At 70.4% G+C, this 20,723-nt stretch carries 18 protein-coding genes; 10 read left to right on the top strand and 8 right to left on the bottom strand.

Annotated elements, in window-relative coordinates; genetic code table 11:
• Positions 1–104 precede the first annotated feature (104 nt).
• The 6 genes from ACZ6TI_RS34740 to ACZ6TI_RS34715 all read right to left on the bottom strand — a co-directional run bounded on the left by ACZ6TI_RS34740 (position 105) and on the right by ACZ6TI_RS34715 (position 8,494).
• Positions 105–1,664: a pectate lyase family protein gene (locus ACZ6TI_RS34740; RefSeq protein WP_465349448.1), complete on the bottom strand. Its 1,560-nt coding sequence runs from the start codon at positions 1,662–1,664 to the stop codon at positions 105–107.
• Between the two features lie 172 nt (positions 1,665–1,836).
• Positions 1,837–2,958 (bottom strand): Gfo/Idh/MocA family protein, encoded by a 1,122-nt coding sequence (locus tag ACZ6TI_RS34735; protein ID WP_465349447.1) that lies wholly within the window; start codon positions 2,956–2,958, stop codon positions 1,837–1,839.
• Entirely contained in the window at positions 2,955–4,394 is a 1,440-nt protein-coding gene (locus ACZ6TI_RS34730) for a mannitol dehydrogenase family protein (RefSeq protein ID WP_465349446.1), read from the bottom strand. The genes ACZ6TI_RS34735 and ACZ6TI_RS34730 overlap by 4 nt, the downstream gene beginning before the upstream one ends.
• Positions 4,382–5,671, bottom strand: coding sequence for an enolase C-terminal domain-like protein (locus ACZ6TI_RS34725; protein WP_465349445.1), 1,290 nt, complete (start codon positions 5,669–5,671; stop codon positions 4,382–4,384). The genes ACZ6TI_RS34730 and ACZ6TI_RS34725 overlap by 13 nt, the downstream gene beginning before the upstream one ends.
• Positions 5,668–7,086 carry a glucuronate isomerase gene (gene uxaC, locus ACZ6TI_RS34720; protein ID WP_465349444.1) on the bottom strand — a complete coding sequence of 473 codons (1,419 nt, stop codon included), beginning with the start codon at positions 7,084–7,086 and terminating at the stop codon, positions 5,668–5,670. The genes ACZ6TI_RS34725 and uxaC overlap by 4 nt, the downstream gene beginning before the upstream one ends.
• Positions 7,087–7,153: 67 nt before the next feature.
• Complete coding sequence (locus ACZ6TI_RS34715) at positions 7,154–8,494, bottom strand: Gfo/Idh/MocA family protein (protein ID WP_465349443.1); 1,341 nt, start codon at positions 8,492–8,494, stop codon at positions 7,154–7,156.
• Between the two features lie 244 nt (positions 8,495–8,738).
• Here ACZ6TI_RS34715 and ACZ6TI_RS34710 point away from each other — a divergent pair, with 244 nt between their 5' ends.
• The 10 genes from ACZ6TI_RS34710 to ACZ6TI_RS34665 all read left to right on the top strand — a co-directional run bounded on the left by ACZ6TI_RS34710 (position 8,739) and on the right by ACZ6TI_RS34665 (position 17,981).
• Positions 8,739–9,737 carry a LacI family DNA-binding transcriptional regulator gene (locus tag ACZ6TI_RS34710; protein WP_465349442.1) on the top strand — a complete coding sequence of 333 codons (999 nt, stop codon included), beginning with the start codon at positions 8,739–8,741 and terminating at the stop codon, positions 9,735–9,737.
• Between the two features lie 19 nt (positions 9,738–9,756).
• The gene (locus ACZ6TI_RS34705) at positions 9,757–11,082 is read left to right on the top strand and encodes an ABC transporter substrate-binding protein (protein WP_465349441.1); all 1,326 of its coding nucleotides are present in this window, start codon (positions 9,757–9,759) and stop codon (positions 11,080–11,082) included.
• Positions 11,083–11,087: 5 nt separating this feature from the next.
• Positions 11,088–12,071, top strand: a complete 984-nt coding sequence (locus tag ACZ6TI_RS34700; protein ID WP_465349440.1) for a carbohydrate ABC transporter permease — start codon at positions 11,088–11,090, stop codon at positions 12,069–12,071.
• The gene (locus ACZ6TI_RS34695; RefSeq protein WP_465349439.1) at positions 12,071–12,901 is read left to right on the top strand and encodes a carbohydrate ABC transporter permease; all 831 of its coding nucleotides are present in this window, start codon (positions 12,071–12,073) and stop codon (positions 12,899–12,901) included. The genes ACZ6TI_RS34700 and ACZ6TI_RS34695 overlap by 1 nt, the downstream gene beginning before the upstream one ends.
• Positions 12,902–12,958: 57 nt before the next feature.
• Entirely contained in the window at positions 12,959–13,462 is a 504-nt protein-coding gene (locus tag ACZ6TI_RS34690) for a hypothetical protein (RefSeq protein WP_465349438.1), read from the top strand.
• A gap of 5 nt (positions 13,463–13,467) precedes the next feature.
• Positions 13,468–14,667 carry a hypothetical protein gene (locus tag ACZ6TI_RS34685; protein WP_465349437.1) on the top strand — a complete coding sequence of 400 codons (1,200 nt, stop codon included), beginning with the start codon at positions 13,468–13,470 and terminating at the stop codon, positions 14,665–14,667.
• Positions 14,668–15,004: 337 nt separating this feature from the next.
• Positions 15,005–16,222: an inorganic phosphate transporter gene (locus tag ACZ6TI_RS34680; protein ID WP_465349436.1), complete on the top strand. Its 1,218-nt coding sequence runs from the start codon at positions 15,005–15,007 to the stop codon at positions 16,220–16,222.
• Positions 16,223–16,224: 2 nt separating this feature from the next.
• Entirely contained in the window at positions 16,225–16,536 is a 312-nt protein-coding gene (locus ACZ6TI_RS34675) for a hypothetical protein (RefSeq protein WP_465349435.1), read from the top strand.
• A 10-nt stretch (positions 16,537–16,546) separates the two neighbouring features.
• Positions 16,547–16,873 (top strand): DUF3349 domain-containing protein, encoded by a 327-nt coding sequence (locus tag ACZ6TI_RS34670; RefSeq protein WP_465349434.1) that lies wholly within the window; start codon positions 16,547–16,549, stop codon positions 16,871–16,873.
• A 106-nt stretch (positions 16,874–16,979) separates the two neighbouring features.
• A complete protein-coding gene (locus ACZ6TI_RS34665) occupies positions 16,980–17,981 on the top strand; it encodes a hypothetical protein (protein ID WP_465349433.1) in 1,002 nt (333 codons plus the stop codon).
• Between the two features lie 55 nt (positions 17,982–18,036).
• On the opposite strand, the gene ACZ6TI_RS34660 is transcribed toward ACZ6TI_RS34665, so the two are convergent.
• Both ACZ6TI_RS34660 and ACZ6TI_RS34655 read right to left on the bottom strand, forming a co-directional pair.
• Positions 18,037–18,996 (bottom strand): alpha/beta hydrolase, encoded by a 960-nt coding sequence (locus tag ACZ6TI_RS34660; protein WP_465349432.1) that lies wholly within the window; start codon positions 18,994–18,996, stop codon positions 18,037–18,039.
• Positions 18,997–19,008: 12 nt separating this feature from the next.
• Positions 19,009–20,616: a flavin-containing monooxygenase gene (locus tag ACZ6TI_RS34655; protein WP_465349431.1), complete on the bottom strand. Its 1,608-nt coding sequence runs from the start codon at positions 20,614–20,616 to the stop codon at positions 19,009–19,011.
• Positions 20,617–20,723: the final 107 nt, after the last annotated feature.

The raw sequence follows: 20,723 nt of genomic DNA, 5'->3' as shown, positions 1-20,723 counted from the left end.
GCCCTTTTGTGGGGGGGGAAAAGAAGAAAAACGAGCGGGCCCCCCCTCCCCCCCCTCCCCCCCCCCCCCCCCCCGGCCGGTGGGGGACGGGTGGGGATCGGGGGTCAGACGGTGATCCGGCCGGCGCCGGCTCCCGCGGTCACGATGGACTTGACGCTGGACGCCGAGTCCGGGGTGTAGGAGTAGGGGATCGACGCGACGCTGCCGCCGGTCTGGCCGGAGCCCGAGTTCACCAGCAGGTTGTTGCGGGCCACCAGGGTGCCCGGGCCGGAGCTGCCCTCACCCAGGTGGAAGGGGTCCTCGACGTTCTCGAACGAGTTGGCCTCGACCAGCACGCCGGCGCCCTCGGTGGACGCCACGCCGTAGCCGCTGTTGCGGACGTAGTAGTTGTTGTAGACGTGCACCGGGTTGCCGAACCGGACCCGCGGGTGCCGCTGGGTGGAACCGTCGAACCAGTTGTGGTGATAGGTCACCCGCAGGTGGCCGACGTCCTGCGAGGCGTTGTCGTCGCTGTGCCCGAGCAGCATCGACTTGTCGTGGTCGAAAACCCGGTTCCAGGACACCGTGACGAAGTCCGAACCGCGCTTGATGTCGACCGCGCCGTCATATCCGTTGCTGAACGAATTGTGGTCGATCCAGACGTTCAGCGCCGATTGTTCGACGTTGATCGCGTCGTCGTCCCAGTCGCGGAAGGACAGATTGCGGATGATGATGTTCCGGCCGCCGCTGATGGTGAATCCGCAGCCGACGATCGCCGCGCCGGAGTTGCCGAGGATGGTCTTGTTCGACTGCACCCGCAGCATGCCGGAGCAGGAGATGGTGCCGGAGACCCGGATCACCGCGGCGCTGGTCGAGGACAGCGCGCTGGTCAGGGCCGACGCGGACGACACGGTGGTGGTGCCGGCGCTGCCGCCGCCGGTGGTGCCGCCGTTCTGGGTGGCCCAGCCGACCAGTCCGGTCTGGGTGGGCGGCGGGTCGGTCGGCGGGTCGGTCGGGTCGGTGGGCGGATCGGTGGGGTCGGTCGGCGGGTCGGTCGGGTCCGAGCCGCCGGCGCCGTCCACGGTCACGTCGTCGAAGCGCGCGCTGGCATACGAGGTGACCAGCGCGAGCCGCCCGGAGCCGAAGGTGGCGTTGCTGCCCGCCCCGATCTGGGTGCCGTTGACCAGCCCGCGGATCGAGCTGCCGCCGGCCTCCAGGCGCAGCGTGTACCAGGTGCCGGTGGAGACGGTGAGCGACGCCGAGCCGAGCACGGTGATCGAGCTGCCGTTCACCACCTGCAGTTCGGCGCGGTTGGCGTTGGTCAGCGCCAGGCGGTACATCTTGGTCGCGCTGGACGAGCGGGACGCGATGGCCACGACGCGGTTCGAGCCGCTGAACGAGAGCGGCTTGACCCGGGCCTGCACCGCGTAGTCGGTCCAGCTCGTGTTTCCGGCGAACTCGCGGGCCAGCTCACTGCTCGCGTTGCCCTGCTGGAAGGCGGGCGTGCCGTCGGTGACGACCGACCAGTCGCCGCCGGACTTGGACCAGCCGCCGGCATTGCCGTCGTTGAAGTCGTCGGCGAACAGCGACTCCGCCCGGGCGGTGCCGGTCATGCCCAGGACCAGGGCGCTGACGAGGACTCCGGCGCCGGCCGCGGCGAGCGGCGCACGTTTTCGAAGCATCATGGGGGAGAACTCCTTCAATGGCGGGGATTCGGTGGCGAGCCCGTGCTTTGAAGGTAAAATTCATATCTATTAATTTCAATATCTAAAATGTGCAGTTATGTTGCAGTGAAATGGCGCGGGGTGATTCCTCTCGACCGGATTAACGGTCGGGACCGGACATTCTGTGCGGTTGTCAGCGGACAGTTTGCAGCCGACTTTCGATGCGGGCCGCGCGGGCCCACGAAACGCCTAGCTCGGACGGCAGTGCGGTGCGTTCCGCGGCCCTGCGCAGCACGTCGTTGATGCCGGTGATGGTGCGCACGCGCGCCGGTCCGGCGCCGTGGTCGAGCAGTTCGCCGTCGTCCAGCAGGACCGGCGCCGGCCCGGCCACGAGCGCGGTCGCCAGCCGGGTGAAGCCGAGGGTGCGCTCGAGCGGCGCGATGAGCGGCACGCCCGCCGGGTCCCGGCGGTGCGCGAGCAGGTTGGTCAGCAGGTCGGTGCGGCCGGGCACCTCGCGTGGCTCGGCGTCACCGGGCAGTGCGAGCCGATCGGTCGGATATTCCAGCACCGCCCGCCCGCTGGTGCCCGTGACGATCACCTCGCCGGCAATGAAGTCCTCCCCGGCGAGCGTGACGGCGGCGAGCAGGCGCAGCCCGCCGCGGAAGGTGATCCGCGCGAACGCGGTGTCGTCGGTGCCGATCGGCCGGGTGCGGTACCGCTCGGCCTCCAGCCGCACCGGGTCGCCGGCGCCGGCCGCCTGCGCGATCGCGAGGCTCTGCATCAGCGCGTGGGCCAGCGGGTTGACCAGCGCGCCGTCGAACATCGCCTGCCGCCCGGCCCAGGCCGCCCGGCCGTAATAGGCGTCGTCGCGCTGCCAGGACGCGACCGTGGCGAGCCCGGTGACGGCGCCCAGCCGGCCGTCCGCGATCGCCCCGGTCAGCCGGGTCAGCGCGGCCGAGCCGAGCGCCTGAAAGCCGACCTGGCAGGCGCGTCCGCTGCGGCCCAGCCCGTGCAGCAGCAGTTCGTGGTCGTCGACCGACACCACCGGCGGCTTCTCCAGCAGCAGGTCGCAGCCGGCCGCCAGGGCGTCCAGCGCGATCGCCAGGTGGGTGTGCGGCGGGGTGCAGATCACCACCACGTCCAGGGGTACGCGAGCCAGCATCTCCCGATGGTCGGTGAAGACCGGCGTGCCCGGCGGCACCGGAGGGTCCCCGCCGATCGGGGCCGGGTCGGCCATCGCCGCCAGGTCGGCCCGCTGTCTCCGGTGCCAGCGACCGTGGCCGTTGGCGCCGATCAGACCCACCCGCGCGGTCATGCCGCACCGGCGACCGTGGCCGCCACCCCGTGCTTGTCCATTGCGGACAGCCAGTCCGAGATGAGCTCGCGCACCACCTCGTCCTCGGCGAGCTCGCGCGGGAAGACCGCCCGCAGGCCGAGCAGATCGGACTGCCGGGCGCGGATCTCACCGGCCAGCGGATCGTCCAGCGGCAACGGCGCGCCGGCGTCGGAGGTGCCGGCGGTGTAGCGCATCCAGGCCGCCACCATCAGCGCGCCCCAGCGTGGCGAGGCGCCGGCCGCCCGGCGGCCCGCGATGGTGTGCAGCAGCCGCTGTGGCAGCTTCTGCGAGCCGTCCTTGGCGATCTGCACGGTGCGGTGCGCCATCGCGGGATCGGCGAAGCGGTCCAGCGCCGACTCGCCGTAGCCCACCACCGAGATGCCGGGCGGCGGCGTCAGGCTGCCGGCCACGTCCTCGGCGATGAACCGGCGCATCACCTCGCGCATGCCGGGCATCTCCAGCGCGGCCGAGACGGTGGCACAGCCGGCCACCGCGCCAAGATAGGCGATGCCCGAGTGCACCCCGTTCAGCGCCCGCAACTTGAGCCGCTCCCACGGGCCGACGTCGGTGGTGAGCTCCGCGCCGGCCAGGTCCCAGGCCGGTCGCCCGCCCGGGAAGTCGTCCTCGATCACCCACTGCGAGTAGGGCTCGGCGCGTACCGCGGCCAGATCCCGCACGCCCAGCGCGCGTTCCGCGCCGGCCAGGGTCTCCGCGTCGCCGGCCGGCACGATGCGGTCCACCATCGTGCCGGGGAAGGTGACGTTCGCGGCGATCCACCCGCTCAGCGCGTCCCCGCCGGGCAACAGGCGCAGCGCCTGCTCGACCAGGCTGCAGGTGCGGGGCCCGTTCGACGGCAGGTTGTCGCAGCTGACGATGGCGATCGGGCCGGCGTCCGCCCGGCAGCGCGCGGCCAGCCCGCGGACCAGCAGGCCGGGCACGGTCACCGGAGCCCGGCTCTCGGCCAGGTCGGCGGAGACGTCGTCGTCGACCATCAGCCGGCCGGTCACCGGATCGAGCCGGTAGCCCTTCTCGGTGATGGTCAGCGTGATCACCCGGACCGCCGGGTCGGCGATCCGGGCCAGCACCGCCGCCGGGTCGGCGATCGCGCGGCGCACCTCGGAGAACGCTCCGATCACCCGGGTCGTGCTGCTGTGCGCGGCCAGCGAGGTGACGCTGAAGAGGCGGTCCTGGGCGGTCAGCGCGTCCACCACGTCGGCCGACCGCGGCGCGACCGCGGCGATGCCCCAGTCGCCGCCGGACCGGGCCATCGCGTCCTCGGTGTAGACCGCCTGATGGGCCCGGTGGAACGCGCCCAGCCCGAGGTGGACGATGCCGGTGCGGACGTCGCCGGGGTCGATCCGGGGGCGGGCCGCGGCCGGGATCCGGCTCAGCTGCGCCCGGGTCAGAAGCGCCATGCCGGCCCGCCCGGAAAGGTGAACTCGGCGATCGACTCGGGCCGCATGGTGGCGCTGTAGCCGGGTTCCTCGGGCAGCACGTAACGGCCCTGCCGGGTGCGTACCGGATCGGTGAAGTGCTCGTGCAGGTGGTCGACGTACTCCACCATCCGGCCGTCCAGCGACGTGCCGACGCGCAGGAAGTCGAACGCGAAGAGGTGCTGGACCAGCTCGCACAGCCCGACACCGCCGGAGTGCGGGCACACCGGCACCCCGAACTTGGCCGCCAGCAACAGCTCCGCGAGCACCTCGGGCACGCCGCCGACCCGGCAGGCGTCCACCTGCATCACGCCGATCGCCTCGGCCTGCAGCAGCTGTTTGAAGATCACCCGGTTGGCCGCCATCTCGCCGGTGGCCACCCGGATCGGCGCCACCGCCCGCTGGATCCGGGCGTGCCCGAGCACGTCGTCCGGGTGCGTCGGCTCCTCGATCCAATAGGGGTCGGCGTCCTTGAGCAGGGCCATGTTGGCGATCGCCTCGTCCACGTCCCAGACCTGGTTCGCGTCCATCATCAGCAGCGTGTCCGGCCCGATCTCGGCCCGGATCAGGTGTGCGCGCCGGACGTCGTCCTCGATCGGGCCGCCGACCTTCATCTTCATCGCCCGCCAGCCGTCGGTGTAGGCCTGCCGGGCGAGCGTGCGCACCTTCTCGTCGGAATAGCCGAGCCAGCCCACGCTGGTGGTGTAGGACGGCAGTCCGTCGCTGCGCAGCACGGCCAGCCGGTCGGCGAGCCCGACCTGGCCCTTGTCCAGGATCGCCGCCGCCTCCGCCGGGGTCAGCGCGTCCGCGATGTGCCGGAAGTTGATGCAGGCCACCAGATCCGCGGTCGGCATCTCGGCGAGCAGCTGCCACAGCGGCCGGCCGGCCTCCTTGGCCCGCAGGTCCCAGACCGCGTTCACCAGCGCGGCGGTGGCCAGGTGGATGACCCCCTTCTCCGGGCCCAGCCAGCGCAGCTGCGGATCCGCGGTGAGCGTGCGCGAGAACGTCAGCGGGTCGGCGAGCAGGTCGCTCAGGGCGCGGCCGGTCAGGTGCGGAGCGAGCGCGCGGATGGCCGCGCAGACGACCTCGTTCCCGCGCCCGTTGGTGAACGTGAACCCGGCGCCGGTGTGCCGCCCGTCGGTGTGCAGCTCGACGTAGGCCGCCGAGTAGTCGCCGCGGTTGATGGCGTCCGACCCGTCGCCGGTGGCCGCGGTGGGAAACCGGACGTCGTGCACGGAGATGGCCTCGATGCGCGTCATGAGTCGCTTTCCTTGTCGAGCCGGAAGATCTTCTTCGGCAGGTGGTAGGCCAGGTCCGCGATCGTCTCCGCGGCCTCGTCGAAGGGCAGCCGGCCCTGGTCGACCAGGGTGGCGAGATAGGCGGCGTCGACCATCCGGGCGACGTCGTGCCGGACCGGGATCGAGCAGAACGCCCGGGTGTCGTCCACGAATCCGGCGGTGTTGTAGAAGCCGGCCGAGTCGGTCACCGCCTCGCGGAACCGGCGCAGCCCGTCCGGCGTGTCCAGGAACCACCACGGCGCGCCCAGGAACAGCGCGGCATAGCCGCCGGCCAGCGGCGCCAGCTCCCGCGAGTACGCGTCCTCGTCCAGCGTGTAGAGCACCACCCGCAGACGCGGATCGTTGCCATACGCGTCCAGCAACGGCATCAGCGCGTGCACGTAGTCGATGGCCTGTGGGATGTCGCCGCCGGTGTCCCGCCCGTGCGCGCTGTGCAGCCACCGGTTGTGGTTGCGCACCGCGCCCGGGTGCAGCTGCATGACCAGCCCGTCGTCGATCGACATCCGGGCGAACTCGAGCAGCATGTGCGCCCGGAACACCTCGGCGTCCCGCGCCGACGCCTGCCCGGCCAGCCCGCGCCGATAGAGCTCGCGCGCCTCGGCCGGGGTGAGCGAGACGGTCGACGCGGTCGGGTGGCCGTGGTCCGAGCTGGTGGCGCCGGCGGCCACGAAGTCCGCGCGCCGGCGTCGCAGCGCGTCCAGGTATCCCTCGTAGCGTCCGGTGTCCTCGCCGGTCACCTTGCCGAGCTCGGCCACCGAGTCGGCCCAGCCGTCGAACTCCATGTCCACCACGTTGTCCGGGCGGAAGGTGGTGATCACCCGGCGGCCCCAGCCGTCCGCCGCCAGCTTGGCGTGCTCGTGCAGATCGTCCAGTGGCGACTCGGTGGTGGCCAGCACCTCGATGCCGAACTTCTCGAACAGCGCCCGCGGCCGGAAGGACGGTTCGGCCAGTTTGGCGGCGATCGCGTCGTAGATCTCGTCCGCGGTGCCCGCGCTCAGCGTGGTGTGCACGTCGAAGACCTCGGCGAGGCTGCGTTCCAGCCAGAGCCGGGACGGGGTGCCGCGGAACAGCTTCCAGTTCAGCGCGAGCAGCCGCCAGATGGTCCGGCCATCCTGCTCGACGGGCTCGCCGGTCCTCGAGGGCACGCCGAGCCGGGCCGGCGGGATGCCCTGGCTGAGCAGCATCCGGGTCACGTAGTGGTCGGGCACCACGAGCAGCCGCGCCGGGTCCGGGAACGGCTCGTCGTCGGCCAGGATCCGCGGATCCACATGCCCGTGCGGGCAGATCAGCGGCAGCTCGGCGGCGACTGCGTGCAGCTCGCGGGCGATGTCGCGCTCCCGCTCACCACTCGCGAAGGTCAGGTCGGGCACGATCACTCCTAGCTGGTCGTCAAGAGCCAGTGGTAGCTCATGCGTGCATCCGCGCCCCGAACGCACGCGTGGGCTACCACTGGGTGGGGGTTAGCAGGTCGGCGACGCGGACCGGCGCGCCGGTGTCCAGCGAGCGGTTCGCGGCCAGGCCGGTGAGCAGGGCGTTGGCGCCGTCGCGGGCGGTGGCCGAGCGGTCCAGCGGGTCGGTGGTCGCGCCGAGCAGCACCGCCAGCATCCGGCCGTCCGCGCCGCCGTGCCCGGTCCGGGTCCGCTCCGGCAGCTCGACGTCCTGCGGCGGCGCCCAGAACGGCCGCACCCGCAGCGTGGCCCAGCCCTTCTCCGCCGACGCGGCCACGCCGTGCACGGCAGCGCCCTTGAGTCCGGCCGCGTCGGCGGGGCTGACGTGGTCGCTCTCCACCACCTCGAGCTCCAGCCGGCCCTTGCTGCCGTTGAACATCACGCGATAGCCCTCCCACGGCGCATAGGCCGTGAGGTGGTACGTCATGGTGGCGCCGGTGTCATAGCGGACCAGCACCGCCATGTCGTCCTGGATGGTGACGCCGGGCGCGAACACGTTCTGGTCGCGGTGGTAGCCGTCGGCCGGCTCGGCGTCGAGATAGAGCTCGCGCAGCCGGTCGTTGTCCTCGAGCCGCAGCGCGAACGGGTCGTCCGCGGCCGCCGGGCTGCCGTGCGCCCGCTCGTAGTCGCGCGCGAAGCCGTGCCGCTTGCCGCCCTCGTCGCCGTAGAAGAACAGCCGGCCGGCCGCGAACACCTCCACCGGCTGCCCGCCCAGCCACCAGTTCACCAGGTCGAAGTGGTGCCCGGACTTGTGCACCAGCAGGCCGCCGGAGTTGGCCCGGTCGCGGTGCCAGCGCCGGAAGTAGTCGGCGCCGTGCCGCACGTCGAGCAGCCACTCGAAGTGCACCGACCCGATCTCGCCGATCGCGCCTTCGGCGAGCAGCGTGCGCACCCGCTCGTGCACCGGGTTGAACCGGTAGTTGAAGGTGACCGACACGTGCCGCCCGGTGCGCCGCTGGGCGTCCAGCACCGCCCGGCAGCCCTCCGCGTCGGTGGTCATCGGCTTTTCGGTGAGCACGTCGCAGCCGGCTTCGAGGCCGGTCACGATGTGCCCGGCGTGGGTGCGGTCGACGCTGGTCACGACCAGTGTGTCGACCCGCTCGCGGGCCAGCATCTCGCCGATCAGCTCGACCGGATAGGCCGCGACGGCGGGATGCCCGGCCTCGGCCAGCCACCGCTGGTGCGCCTCGACGCGCACCGGGTTCGGGTCGCACAGGGCCACCAGCTCGGCCCGGTCGGCGTGCTCCCGGGTCAAGCCTCGGACGAACATCTCGGCGCGTGCGCCCGTGCCGACGATTGCATAGCGTCGTCGCGGCTCGCCGTTGCCACCGGACATCCGGGGACCCCCGTTCGGATTGCAAACCTTTGCAGCGGAGGCTAGGCACATCGACATGTTTGAGTCAATGAACCGTACCCTATCGTACTAGAAAAGGTGTTTTTCGCCTGGTTCATCGAAATGAGTTCGAAACAGATTGGCAGTTATTTCGCGTTGACAGGGCTGCAACCCCTTGCATTAATGGCATCCCGGACACAGCACGACGCATTGTCGCGAGTGGATGTCCAAGGAGGAGGCGGGAAGCATGCCGGCCACGATCCGTGATGTTGCTCAGGCTTCCGGCGTGCACATCTCCACGGTCTCCCGCACGTTCTCCGCGCCGCATCTGGTGAACGCCGAGACCCGGAGCCGGGTGCAGGCCTGCGCCGACCAGCTCGGCTACCGGCCGAACCGCGCCGCCCGCGCGCTGATCACCGGCCGCACCTACAACATCGGTCTGATCGTCGCGGACATCGCGAACCCCTTCTTCCCACCGCTGATCAAGGCGGCGGAGAGCCAGGCACGCCGGCACGACCACCACATCTTCGTCGCGGACACCAATGAGGACGCGCTCGTCGAGGAGGAGCTGGTGCGCGCGCTGGCCAAGCAGGTGGACGGCGTGCTGCTGTGCAGCCCGCGGATGAGCAACAGCCTGATCGAGCAGCTCAGCCGCGAGGTGCCGCTGGTGGTGGTGAACCGGCGGATCGCGGGGTTGCCCGCGGTCGTGATGGATGTGGCTCAGGGCGCCCGGTCGGCCCTGGAGCACCTGACCGGCCTCGGGCACCGATCGATCGCGCTGGTCACCGGCCCGCGCGGGTCCTGGACCAGCCGCGAGATCCGGCGTTCGGCCGAGTCCGCGGCCCGCACCGGGCGCTTCGCCCTCACCGTGCTGGGTCCCAACCAGCCGACCGAGGACGGCGGCCTCGCGGTCGCCGAGCACATCCACCGCGCCGGCGTCACCGCCGTGCTGGCCTACAACGACCTGATGGCCATCGGCCTGATGGAAGGACTGCACGCCCTGGGCCTGCGGGTGCCCGAGGACGTGAGCGTGACCGGGATCGACGACATCACGCTCAGCCGCCTGACCCGCCCCAAGCTGACCACGGTGGCCACACCCACCGCCGCCGCCGGTCGGGCGGCCGTCGACATGCTTCTCGCGCACGGCGACGACCGCCGCACCACCGCTCAAGCCACGCTGCGCACCGAACTCATCATTCGCGACTCGACCGGACCGGTCCCCGCCTCCGCGACGGTCGCTTCCTAGCCGAAAAGAGAAGAACGCCATGCACCCCGAGCCGATTCACCGGCCGGGTGCGCGGATCCCGCGCGCCCGGAAACGACTCTCCCGCCTGCTGGCCGCCACGCTGACCCTGCCGCTCATCCTCGGCGCCGCCGCGTGCGGTGGCGACGACGGCGAGTCCGCGGACGGCAAGGTCGAGCTCTCCATCTTCTGGTGGGGCGGCGACACCCGCGCCCAGCTCACCGAGAAGGCGCTCGCGCTCTACGAGTCCAAGCACCCCGGGGTCACCTTCAAGAAGACCTGGCAGGCCAACCAGGGCTACTTCGACAAGCTCGCCACGCTCACCGCCGGCGGCGACCCGCCGGACATCTTCCAGATCGACGACAACTTCCTTTCCGAGTACGCGGAACGCAAGGTCACCCTGGACCTGACGCCCTATCAGACGGACAAGCGCCTGGACACGACCAAGTTCCCGGAGCCGCTGTGGAAGTACGGCGTGGTGGACGGCAAGATGGCCGGCCTGTCGTTCGGGGAGAACACCCAGGGCCTGGTCTACGACAAGACGCTGCTGGACAAGTTCAAGCTGCCCGAGCCGGTCACCGCGAGCTGGCCGGAGTACATCGACTGGGCGGCCCAGGTGTCGAAGACCGCCAAGGTGCCCGGCACCCAGGACCCGAGCGCCGACTTCAAGGCGTTCTGGGTCTGGCTGCGGCAGAAGGACAAGGACCTCTACAACGGCAAGCAGCTCGGGTTCACCGAGGCGGACGTGACCGAGTGGTTCGAGCTGTGGAAGGGCGCGCGGGCCAAGGGCGCCACCCCGACGCCGGACGTGATCCACGAGGGCAACGTCACCGACATCACCAAGCAGCTCGTCGCCACCGGCAAGGCCGCGACCAGCTGGGTGTGGGTCAACCAGATGCCCGAGCTGAAGAAGAACGTCAAGGGTGAGCTGGGCGTCAAGGCGTACCCGGGCAAGGCCGGCTCGCAGTGGCCGCGCGCCTCGATGTTCTTCTCCGTCTATCGCGGCAGCAAGCACGCCGACACCGCGGTCGACGTGCTCAACTTCCTGGCCAACGACCCGGAGGCCGGCGCGATCCTGGGCACCGAGCGAGGTCTGCCGTCCAACCTGGACATTCGCAAGCAGGTCGCGGAGACCACCGACAACCCGGCGATGAAGCAGTCGATCACCGTGCAGAACGAGATCGGCAAGACCTTCGGCGCGGCGCCGTCGGTGCCGCCGGCCGGGCACAGCGAGGTCAAGAACGAGCTGATCAAGGCGGCCGAGGAAGTGGTCTTCGACCGGCAGACGCCGGCCGCCGCGGCCAAGCAGTTCCTCACCGCCGCCACCGCTGCGATCGGCAAGGGCTGACCGAAGTGGCCACCGCACCTCCGGCATCGCCGCTGATCGCGGCCGCGCCACGGCCGGACCCCGCCTCTCACCGGCGGGGTCCGGTCCGCGCCCGCCGCTCGCAGAACGGCCCCGGCTACGTGTTCCTCAGCCCGTGGCTGCTCGGCCTGCTGCTGATCACCGCGGTCCCGATGCTGCTCTCGCTCTATCTGAGCTTCACGGACTACGACGTGCTGACGCCGTTCACCGAGGCGCAGTGGGTCGGGCTGGACAACTACCGGGAGATGTTCAGCAACGACCCGTCGTACTGGCACGCGGTGCGGGTCACGGTCACCTTCGCGCTGATCGCGGTGCCGCTCAAGCTGGCCGTGGCGCTCGGCGTGGCGCTGCTGCTGAACCGCGCCTTCCGCGGCGTCGGCCTGTTCCGCGGGCTGTTCTATCTGCCGTCGCTGCTCGGCGGCAGCGTCGCGCTGGCGATCGTGTGGACTTCCATGTTCAACCGGGACGGCGCGTTCAACTCGCTGCTCGGCTTCTTCGGCGTCGAGGGCCAGCCGTGGGTCAGTGACCCGCGATTCGCGCTGGAGACGTTGATGCTGCTGGCGATCTGGCAGTTCGGCGCGCCCATGGTGATCTTCCTGGCCGGCCTGAAGCAGGTGCCGGTCGAGCTCTACGAGGCCGCGGAGGTGGACGGCGCCAACCCGGTCCGGCGGTTCTGGCACATCACCGTGCCGATGCTCTCCCCGGTCATCTTCTTCAACCTGGTGCTCGAGACGATCAACGGCTTCCAGGGCTTCACCGCGGCCTTCGTGCTCAGCAACGGCGAGGGCGGCCCGGTCGACTCCACGCTGATGTACACCCTGAACCTCTACATCAACGGCTTCGTCAAGCTGGACATGGGTTACGCGTCCGCGATGGCCTGGGTGTTCCTGGTGGCCATCGGCCTGATCACCGTGGTGCTCTTCCGCACCGGCCGGTTCTGGGTGCACTACTCCGACGATGGGCACAACTGATGCGCCGGTTCCTGCGAGTGTTCCTGCTGATCGCGATCCTGGCGATCGTGCTCTATCCGCTGGCCTGGATGATCGGCACATCGTTCAAGGCGCCCGAGGAGATCGTCAACAACGTCGGGCTGATCCCGGAGACGTTCACGCCGGGCAACTTCACCGACGGCTGGCAGAACTTCGACCTCAGCTTCGGGCGGTTCTTCCTGAACAGCGCGGTGGTGGCCGGGCTGACCGTGCTCGGCAACGTGATCTCCTGCCTGCTCGCCGCCTATGCGCTGGGGCGCTTGAAGTTCCGGCTGCGCGGCTTCTGGTTCGCCTTGATGATCGGGACGCTGTTGCTGCCCGGGCACGTGCTGATCATCCCGCAGTACATCCTGTTCCGGTCCCTGGGCTGGGTCGGCGGCGACTTCCCCTATCTGCCGCTGCTGGTGCCGCAGTTCCTGGCCACCGAGGCGTTCTTCGTCTTCCTCATGGTGCAGTTCATGCGCGGCATCCCGCGGGAGCTCGACGAGGCCGCCACGATCGACGGCGCGAACGCGTACGCGGTGTTCCGGTACGTGATCCTGCCGCTGAGCCGGCCGGCGCTGGTCACCACCGCGATCTTCTCGTTCATCTGGGCCTGGAACGACTTCTTCCGGCAACTCGTGTTCCTGTCCGACCTGCAGGACTACACGGTGCCGGTGGCGCTGACCCTGTTCATCGACTCGACCAGCGAGAGCGCGGTCGGCCCGATGTTCGCCATGTCGCTGCTGTCGCTGGTGCCGGTGTTCCTCTTCTTCGTCGCCTTCCAGCGCATGCTCGTCGAAGGCATCAACACCAGCGGCCTGAAAGGATGAGCCGGAATGCGACCTGGCTGGCGTGACGCCATACAGGCTGCGGCAGACCTGGCGTTGGTGGGTTTCGCCACGACCCTCGCCGCCCTGCCGATCGTGACGGCCGGCGGCGCGGTGCTGACCGCGAGCCGGGCGGTCGACCACTACCTGGAACACGACGCCTGGCCGTCCGCGCGGGAGTGCTGGGCGATGTTCCGCCGCAATTTCGTGCCCGGGCTGACCGGTTCGCTGATCGTCGCGGTGGCCGCCGGTCTGCTCACCGCCGACCTGCTCGCGCTGCGCTCGGGCCGGGCCCCCGGCGGTCCGGCCGCGATCGCCGCCGTCGCCACGATCGGCCTGCTGCTGGCCGGGCTCGCCGGCCTGGCGCTGGTCACCGGCCCACGGTCCGCAATGCGAGTGGCCGCCGCCCGGCCCGGCCTGCTCGCCGCATCCTCCGGAGTGGTCGGTGTCGCGCTGACGCTGGCGGTGCTGATCCACCCGGTGCTCATCCCCGTGCTCCTCGGCCACACGGTCTTCGCCCTCCACGTCCTGGGGAGGCGAAGACCGCTTACCGAAAGGTTCTGATCCCCATGTCCCAGCGGTGGATATCCCTCCTGGCCGGCTCCGTGCTCGGCCTGGCCCCGCTCACGTTCGTCCCCCAGGAAGCGCAGTCGGCCCCGCAGGGGCCCGGGTTCTCCGCCAGGGCCGGAGGCACCCCGGCCGGTAGCAGCAGAGCCCCGGCCTGTGGCAGCGGCACCGTCACCACCGAGGCGGTCCAGAGTGGAAGCACCTGGACCGCCCGTCGCGGCGGCACCACCCTCTATTCCGGCACCGACCTGCGCGCCGCGGCGCAGGCCGCGATCGGCGGGCTGACCGCCGGGCGCACCAGCAAGGAACGCGTCGTGGTGCGCGGCTCCGGCAGCATCGGCGCCGGCGTCCGGATCAGCCTGCCGTCCTACACCGCCATCGACGTCTGCGGCACGATCAACGTGACCGGCAGCGGCTCCGGCGACTACGCCCCGATCTACTCCCGGGGCACCACCCAGGTCGAGGTGCGGCATCTGACGGTCACCGGCTCCCCGGTCTACGGCATCTTCATGCGCAACGTGAACAACCTGTCGCTTGGCCAGATCACCATGAACCTGTCCCGCGGCCTCGGCGTGCGCATCGACAACCGCGGCGACACCAGCCAGTGGAGCCGCAACGTCAGCATCGAGACCGTGTACGTGTCCGGCGCCTCCTCGCACGCGGTGGAGACCTACGGCGTGGACGGCCTGACCATCGGCACCGTGACCGCCCGCAACGTGGGGGAGTCGGGGCTGCTGCTGAACCAGACCATCAACGCCACCATCGGCACCGTGGACGCGGAGAATGCGGGCGCCGGCACCGGCTACGCGGCCTTCCGGATGGCCAATCGCAACGGCCGGATCGGCAGCTCCTATCCGGTGAACGTGCGGGTCGGGCTGGTCAAGGCGCGCGGCGGCGGCCGGGGCCTCTTCTGCGTCTCGGAGAGCGGCGGCGCGAGCATCGACCGGGTGGACATCGCGAACACCGGCAACAACGCGGTGCTGCTGGAGAACTGTTACGGCGTCACGATCGCGGCGCAGAGCGGCACGATCAGCGGCGGCGGCGACATCCGGCTGGCCGAGCGCACCGAGTTCCCCGGCACCCGGGACATCACCCTGCAGAACCTGACGGTGACCAACAACCGGATCGTCGAGAACCCCTGTGTGGACAACCTGACGATCCGGAACATCACTCTGGTCAACGCCTCGATCGTGCGGTGCTGAGTCCGATCCGTCCGAATGATCGAACTCTGTAGATCCGTCCGGGCGGCTAGAACCTGACCGGTTCACAAATAGAGTCCCGGTCAATCTCTCAGGGGCACACGCAGGTCGGCAGCGTGAACCACGAGATGCCGGCCGGCGAATTCTCCGGCAAGTTCTCCGAGTTCGATTGGTCGAGGGTTTATCTCCGCAATTAGCACTGTTTGATGCGTGGGCCGGTGCGGGGCGCGTGGCCGGTCGACGCGCGGTAAGCGACGGTTAAGTGACCTGCGGCGGAACTCTTGGGGCGGTCAGTCGTCCCCACTTCCGCCCGGGGCGAGCGCCGCCTGACGATGCGGGTGTGACCGAGACAGGCGTGATCCTCGCCCTGGTGATTGTCACCGCGCTGGCGTTCGACTTCACCAACGGGTTCCACGACACCGCGAACGCGATGGCCACCTCCATCGCCACCAAGGCGCTGCGGCCCAAGGCCGCCGTGGCGCTCTCCGGCATCCTCAACCTCATCGGCGCGTTCCTGTCGGTCGAGGTGGCCCTGACGGTCACCAACGCCGTGGTGCGCATCCAGGACAAGACCGGTGCGCCACGGGCCGAACTGCTCGGCAACGGCGGCTTCGACCTGCTCCTGATCGTGCTGGCCGGCCTGGTCGGCGGCATCGTCTGGAACCTGCTCACCTGGCTGCTCGGCCTGCCCTCGAGCTCGTCGCACGCGCTCTTCGGCGGCCTGGTCGGCGCCACCATCGCCGGTCTGGGCTTCTCCGGGGTCAACTGGAACGGCGACGGCAGCAAGCTCGACGGCGTGGTCGGCAAGGTGTTGCTGCCGGCCGTGATGTCGCCGGTGATCGCCGGTGTGGTCGCGGCGGTCGGCACCTGGCTGATCTACAAGGTGACCGTCGGGGTGGCGCAACGCTTCACCGACAACGGCTTCCGCTGGGGGCAGATCGGCAGCGCCTCGCTGGTCTCGCTGGCCCACGGCACGAACGACGCGCAGAAGACGATGGGCGTGATCACGCTCGCGCTGATCGCGGCGGGGGACTGGACCGACACCGGGGCGGTGCCGTTCTGGGTCAAGGCGTCCTGTGCGATCGCCATCGGGCTGGGCACCTATCTGGGCGGCTGGCGGATCATCCGTACCCTCGGGAAGGGTCTCGTGGAGATCGCGCCGCCGCAGGGAATGGCCGCGGAGACCGCCTCGGCCGCGGTGATCCTGGCCTCCAGCCACCTCGGCTTCGCGCTCTCCACGACGCACGTCGCCACCGGCTCGATCCTGGGCAGCGGCGTCGGCAAGCCGGGCGCGCGGGTGCGCTGGCGGGTGGCCGGCCGGATGATCGCGGCGTGGCTGATCACGCTGCCCGCGGCCGGTGTGGTCGGCGCGGTGATGTGGTGGATCGGGCACCTGATCGGCGGTCTGTTCGGCGCCCTGGTGGTGTTCGTGCTGCTGGTCCTGCTGGCCGGCTTCATGTGGCTGCGGTCGCGGCGCGAGCCGGTCGACCACAGCAACGTCAACGACGAGTGGGACGCCGAGACGGCGCCCGCGAAGCGCGTTCCGGAGGGGGTCTGAGCATGCACAACTTCGGATTCGCGCTGGAGGGCGCGTGGCAGGTGCTCGTCGCCGGGCTGGTCCTCGGCGCCGGTCTGCCGCTGCTGTTCGCGCTCGGCATCCGCTCGCTGGCCTACGGCGCCGGCGGCGAGGCCGAGGTGCACGAGACCGGCGTGACCGGTCCGAAGCCGCATCCGGCCGGCACCGTGCTGGCCTGGGTGCTGTTCGCGATCGTGCTGGCCATCGTGATCCTCGGCATCACGTTCATCGTGGCGTCCGGCTTCGGCAAGGCGCTCAGCTTCGAGAACATCATCCCGACCATCGTCGACAAGTGAGGCCGGCTCGATGACCGATTCGCGTTCCAGCTTCATGAGCCGGGCCCTCGAGTGGCTGCGGCAGGGATATCCGGCCGGGGTGCCGCGGCAGGACTACGTGGCGCTGCTCGGGCTGTTGCAGCGCAAACTCACCGAGGAGGAGGTCCGCAAGATCGCCCAGGACCTCGCCGACCAGGCCATCCTCAACGACCAGCCGGTGACCCCGGCGGACATCGAGGAGATGATCCGCGACTCGGTGCTGAAGCCGGCCGACCCGGAGGACGTGGCCCGGGTCTCCGGTCGCCTGGCGGCCGGCGGCTGGCCGCTGGCCGATCCACCGCTGGACGTCAACCGCTAGACCGCAGCGCGGCGACCTCGGACGCGGGCAGCGGCGCAGCGCCGCGGCCACCGTCGCGGCCAGCCCGGCTGGCGGGATATACCGTTCATCGGTATATTCTCCTGCCATGGTGCACGAACTCGAGGTTCGCTACCGCCGGCTGATGGCGGCCTATCCCTGGCGCTACCGGCGGGAGTATGAGGAGGAGATGGTGGGCGTGCTCATGTCCGAGGCTGATCCGGGTCAGATCCGGCCGAGCCTGCGGGACCGCGCCGACCTGCTGTTCAACGCGTTCGCGGTGCGGCTGCGCGGGGTCGGCGGCGGGCTGCGCGATGAGCAGTGGCGCCGTGCGGCCGCCGTGATGCAGTTGGTCGGCGCGATGTTCCTGCTGGCCGTGACCCTGCGCCGCGGGTTCCTCGGCTTTCTCTTCGGCCAGCACTGGGAGATCCTCGACGTCGCCCGCCCGGCCGCCTGGGCGGTCACCCTGACTCTCGCGCTCTGCGGGCTGCGCCGGCTGACCGTGGCGTTCGCGGCGATCGCGGCCGCGGTCGAGATCGTCCACGTGGCGGGGTGGTACACGTTCTCGCCGAGCCAGGTGCTGATGGAGAGCTGGCTCGTGGTGACCGCGCTGGTCGTGCTGGCCGCCTCGGTGTGGCGGGCGGCCGGCGCGCCGGTGCCACGGCCGCGCGGACTGCTCTGGTTCGGCTCGGCCTTCCTGCTGGCCGCCGGCGCGACGGTGACCGACCACCTGCAGGACGGCTACTTCGTCGGCGGCTTCGCCTACGGCGTGACCATGGACGGCGTCTTCATCTTCCGGATCGGCGCACCGATCTTCCTGGTCGCGGCGGCGCTGTTGGTCTGGGCCTGGTGGCGGCAGGGCGGCCCGGTGCGCCGCCGGATGGTCGCCCTGGCCGCGCCGATCGCCGCGATCGTGGCGATGGTCTATGGGGGCTTCGGCGGCTTCATGTACTCGAGCCAGCGCTTCAACACGCCGGTCTATCTGCGCGGCTTCCAGTGGGTCATCCTGGCGGTCACGCCGGTGCTGGCGTTCGCGCTGGCCGCCCTGATCCTGGACCGCTACGAGCGGATCACCCACCTGGTCGCGCTGGGCCGCCGCGCCGAAGCCTGATCTGGTGAAGGAAGCGGCCGGGACACCGTTGTCCCGGCCGCTTCCTCCGTGCGAACTAGGCCAATGCCCGCCTGAGGGCGTCGATCCGCAGCGCCCACGTCCGCTTCGACAGCGCCGCGTCCGCGGCGAAGGTCTCGGAGGCGTGGTAGCTGCCCGGGTGGATGTGCAGCTCGGTGGGCACGCCGGCCTGCATCAGCCGGCGGGCGAACTCGATGTCCTCGTCGCGGAAGAGGTCGACCGTGCCGACGTCGATGAAGGCCGGCGGCAGCCCGGAGAGGTCCTGCGCCCGGGTCGGAGCCGCATATTGGTCGGCCGGCTTGCCGCCCAGATACCAGGCCCACGCCTCGATGTTGCCGGCCCGGTCCCAGATGCCGATGTCGGTGATCTCGTGGCTGGACGCCGACTCGTTGGTGTCGTCCACCATCGGATAGATCGGCATCATGAACTTCAGCGCCGGACCGCCGCGGTCCCGGGCCAGCAACGCGGTCGCGATGGTCAGGCCGCCCCCGGCGCTGGCGCCGTAGATGGCCAGCCGGTCCGGGTCGAAGCCGAGCTCGGTCGCGTTCTTAGCCATCCACACCAGGCCGGCATAGCAGTCCTCGACCGGCGCCGGGTGCGGGTTCTCGGGGGAGAGGCGGTACTCCACCGAGACCACGATCGCGTTCACCTGGTCGCAGATCGTCGTCGCGACCGGGTCCTCGCCCTGCACGTTGCCGAGCACCATGCCGCCGCCGTGGATGAAGTAGATGCCGGGCACGTTCTGTGTTGCCGGGTCCGCATGGACCGGGCGATAGATCCGCACCGTGATGTCCGGCTCGCCCTCCGGGCCGGGCACCGTGCTGTCCTCCCTGCTGACGTTCGGGTTGTCCGGCACCTCGATGCCGGCCAGCATCGCCTCGACGGTGGCGCGGCGCTGCACGATATCCGGAATGGCGTTGAAGCCCCCCGGCAGCGCTTCCAGCAGCGCGTCCAGCGGCTCGCGGGCCTCGGGGTCGATCAGGTCACGACGGGACATCAGCGATTCTCCTTAGACAGTGAGGGCGAAGCCCTCGTAACCCTTGGCTGCGACTTCGTCGCACTTCTTGCGGTACTCCCCGACGCCGCCCGCGTACGGCATGAAGACCCGTGGCTTGCCCGGCACGTTGGCGCCCATGTACCAGGAGTTCGCCTTGGGGTAGAGGGTGTAGCTGGCGATCAGGTTCACGTGGTCGACCCACTCGTCCTGGGCCTGGCGGGTCGGCTCGATGACGCGCAGGCCCTGCTTGTCCAGGTGCTCGATGACGTCCGTGACCCAGTCCACGTGCTGCTCGATCGAGACCACCATGTTGCTGAGCACGGAGGGACTGCCCGGCCCGGTGATCATGAACAGGTTGGGGAACCCCGCGGAGCCGATCCCGAGGTACGTGCGCGGCCCGGCACTCCAGGTCTCCTTGAGCGAGAGCCCGTCGCGGCCGCGAATGTCCACGTTGGTCAGTGCGCCGGTCATCGCGTCGAACCCGGTGGCATAGACGATGGCGTCGAACTCGTACTCCCGGGCGGCCGTCCGGATGCCCTTGTCGGTGACCTCGACCAGCGGCTCGCGGTGGATGTTCACCAGGTGCACGTTCGGCCGGTTCCAGGTCTCGTAGTAGTTCGTGTCCAGGCACGGCCGCTTGGTGCCGACCGGGTATTCCGGGCACAGGTCGGCGGCCGTCTGCCGGTCCTGCACGATCGCCTTGATCTTGCGGTGCACCCACGCCTTGGCGATGTCGTTGGCCTCCTGGTCGGTGGCCAGATCGGTGTACGCGAGCAGCAGGTTGACCAGGCTCCCGCTCTCCCAAGCCACCTCGAACGCCGCGTCCCGCTCGTCCTCCGGCACCTCCAGCGCGGACTTGGTCGGCAACGCCACCGGCACGCCGAACCCGGACTCCCGCTGCGCCTTGCGGTACGCGCGGTAGTTCTCCTTCATGTCGGCGATCTCTTCCGCGCGCAGCCGCCGGTTGCGGGCCGGCAGCGAATAGGCCGGGGTCCGCTGGAACACGGTCAGGTCGGCGGCCTGCTCGGCGATCACCGGGATGGACTGCACGCCGGACGAGCCGGTGCCGATCAGCCCGACCTTCTGGCCGGTGAAGTCGACGCCTTCGTGCGGCCAGTGCGCGGTGTGATAGGTCGCGCCCTTGAAGGTGTCCAGGCCGGGGATCTCCGGCATCTTCGAGGACGAGAGGCAGCCGGTGGCCATCACCAGGAACCGGGCCCGGACGGCGTCCTCGTGCTCCGTGCGTACCCGCCAGGTCTTGTCCTGCTCCTCCCAGGTGGCCGCGGTGACCTTCGTCCGGAAGACGATGTCGCGGCGCAGGTCGAAGCGGTCGGCGACGTGCTGGGCGTAACGGAGGATCTCGGGCTGGGTCGGGTAGCGCTCCTCCCACTCGTAGTCCTGCTCGAGCTCCTCGGAGAACGAGTACGAGTAGGCGAGGCTCTCCACGTCGACGCGGGCGCCGGGGTAGCGGTTCCAGTACCAGGTGCCGCCGACGTCGGTGCCGGCCTCGAAGACGACCGCGGTCAGGCCGAGCCGGCGCAGGCGATGCAGCAGATACATGCCGGAGAAGCCGGCGCCGACGACGACCACGTCGACTGTGGTGGGAACTGAACGGGACATTCTGCCTCCCGGGGGTGAAGCGGGCGCCTCTGTGGGCGTGGTGCAGCGCCGCACGACCCGACCGGGTTCGTGCGCAGGAGTTGAGTTGTGGGTCAGACGGAGGGTCG

The sequence above is a fragment of the Actinoplanes sp. NPDC051388 genome, assembly GCF_055586225.1.
The sequence above is the reverse complement of the archived record's forward strand: the minus strand, read 5'-3'. Positions and strand labels throughout refer to the sequence as shown.

Bases quoted from the DNA above. Each gene is read 5' to 3' on its own strand.
- ACZ6TI_RS34705 (WP_465349441.1), top strand. From the start codon at position 9,757: ATGCACCCCGAGCCGATTCACCGGCCGGGTGCGCGGATCCCGCGCGCC.
- ACZ6TI_RS34670 (WP_465349434.1), top strand. From the start codon at position 16,547: ATGACCGATTCGCGTTCCAGCTTCATGAGCCGGGCCCTCGAGTGGCTG.
- ACZ6TI_RS34715 (WP_465349443.1), bottom strand. From the start codon at position 8,494: ATGTCCGGTGGCAACGGCGAGCCGCGACGACGCTATGCAATCGTCGGC.
- ACZ6TI_RS34735 (WP_465349447.1), bottom strand. From the start codon at position 2,958: ATGACCGCGCGGGTGGGTCTGATCGGCGCCAACGGCCACGGTCGCTGG.
- ACZ6TI_RS34740 (WP_465349448.1), bottom strand. From the start codon at position 1,664: ATGATGCTTCGAAAACGTGCGCCGCTCGCCGCGGCCGGCGCCGGAGTC.
- ACZ6TI_RS34665 (WP_465349433.1), top strand. From the start codon at position 16,980: ATGGTGCACGAACTCGAGGTTCGCTACCGCCGGCTGATGGCGGCCTAT.
- ACZ6TI_RS34660 (WP_465349432.1), bottom strand. From the start codon at position 18,996: ATGTCCCGTCGTGACCTGATCGACCCCGAGGCCCGCGAGCCGCTGGAC.
- ACZ6TI_RS34685 (WP_465349437.1), top strand. From the start codon at position 13,468: ATGTCCCAGCGGTGGATATCCCTCCTGGCCGGCTCCGTGCTCGGCCTG.
- ACZ6TI_RS34725 (WP_465349445.1), bottom strand. From the start codon at position 5,671: ATGACGCGCATCGAGGCCATCTCCGTGCACGACGTCCGGTTTCCCACC.
- ACZ6TI_RS34675 (WP_465349435.1), top strand. From the start codon at position 16,225: ATGCACAACTTCGGATTCGCGCTGGAGGGCGCGTGGCAGGTGCTCGTC.
- ACZ6TI_RS34695 (WP_465349439.1), top strand. From the start codon at position 12,071: ATGCGCCGGTTCCTGCGAGTGTTCCTGCTGATCGCGATCCTGGCGATC.
- ACZ6TI_RS34710 (WP_465349442.1), top strand. From the start codon at position 8,739: ATGCCGGCCACGATCCGTGATGTTGCTCAGGCTTCCGGCGTGCACATC.
- ACZ6TI_RS34655 (WP_465349431.1), bottom strand. From the start codon at position 20,616: ATGTCCCGTTCAGTTCCCACCACAGTCGACGTGGTCGTCGTCGGCGCC.
- ACZ6TI_RS34730 (WP_465349446.1), bottom strand. From the start codon at position 4,394: ATGGCGCTTCTGACCCGGGCGCAGCTGAGCCGGATCCCGGCCGCGGCC.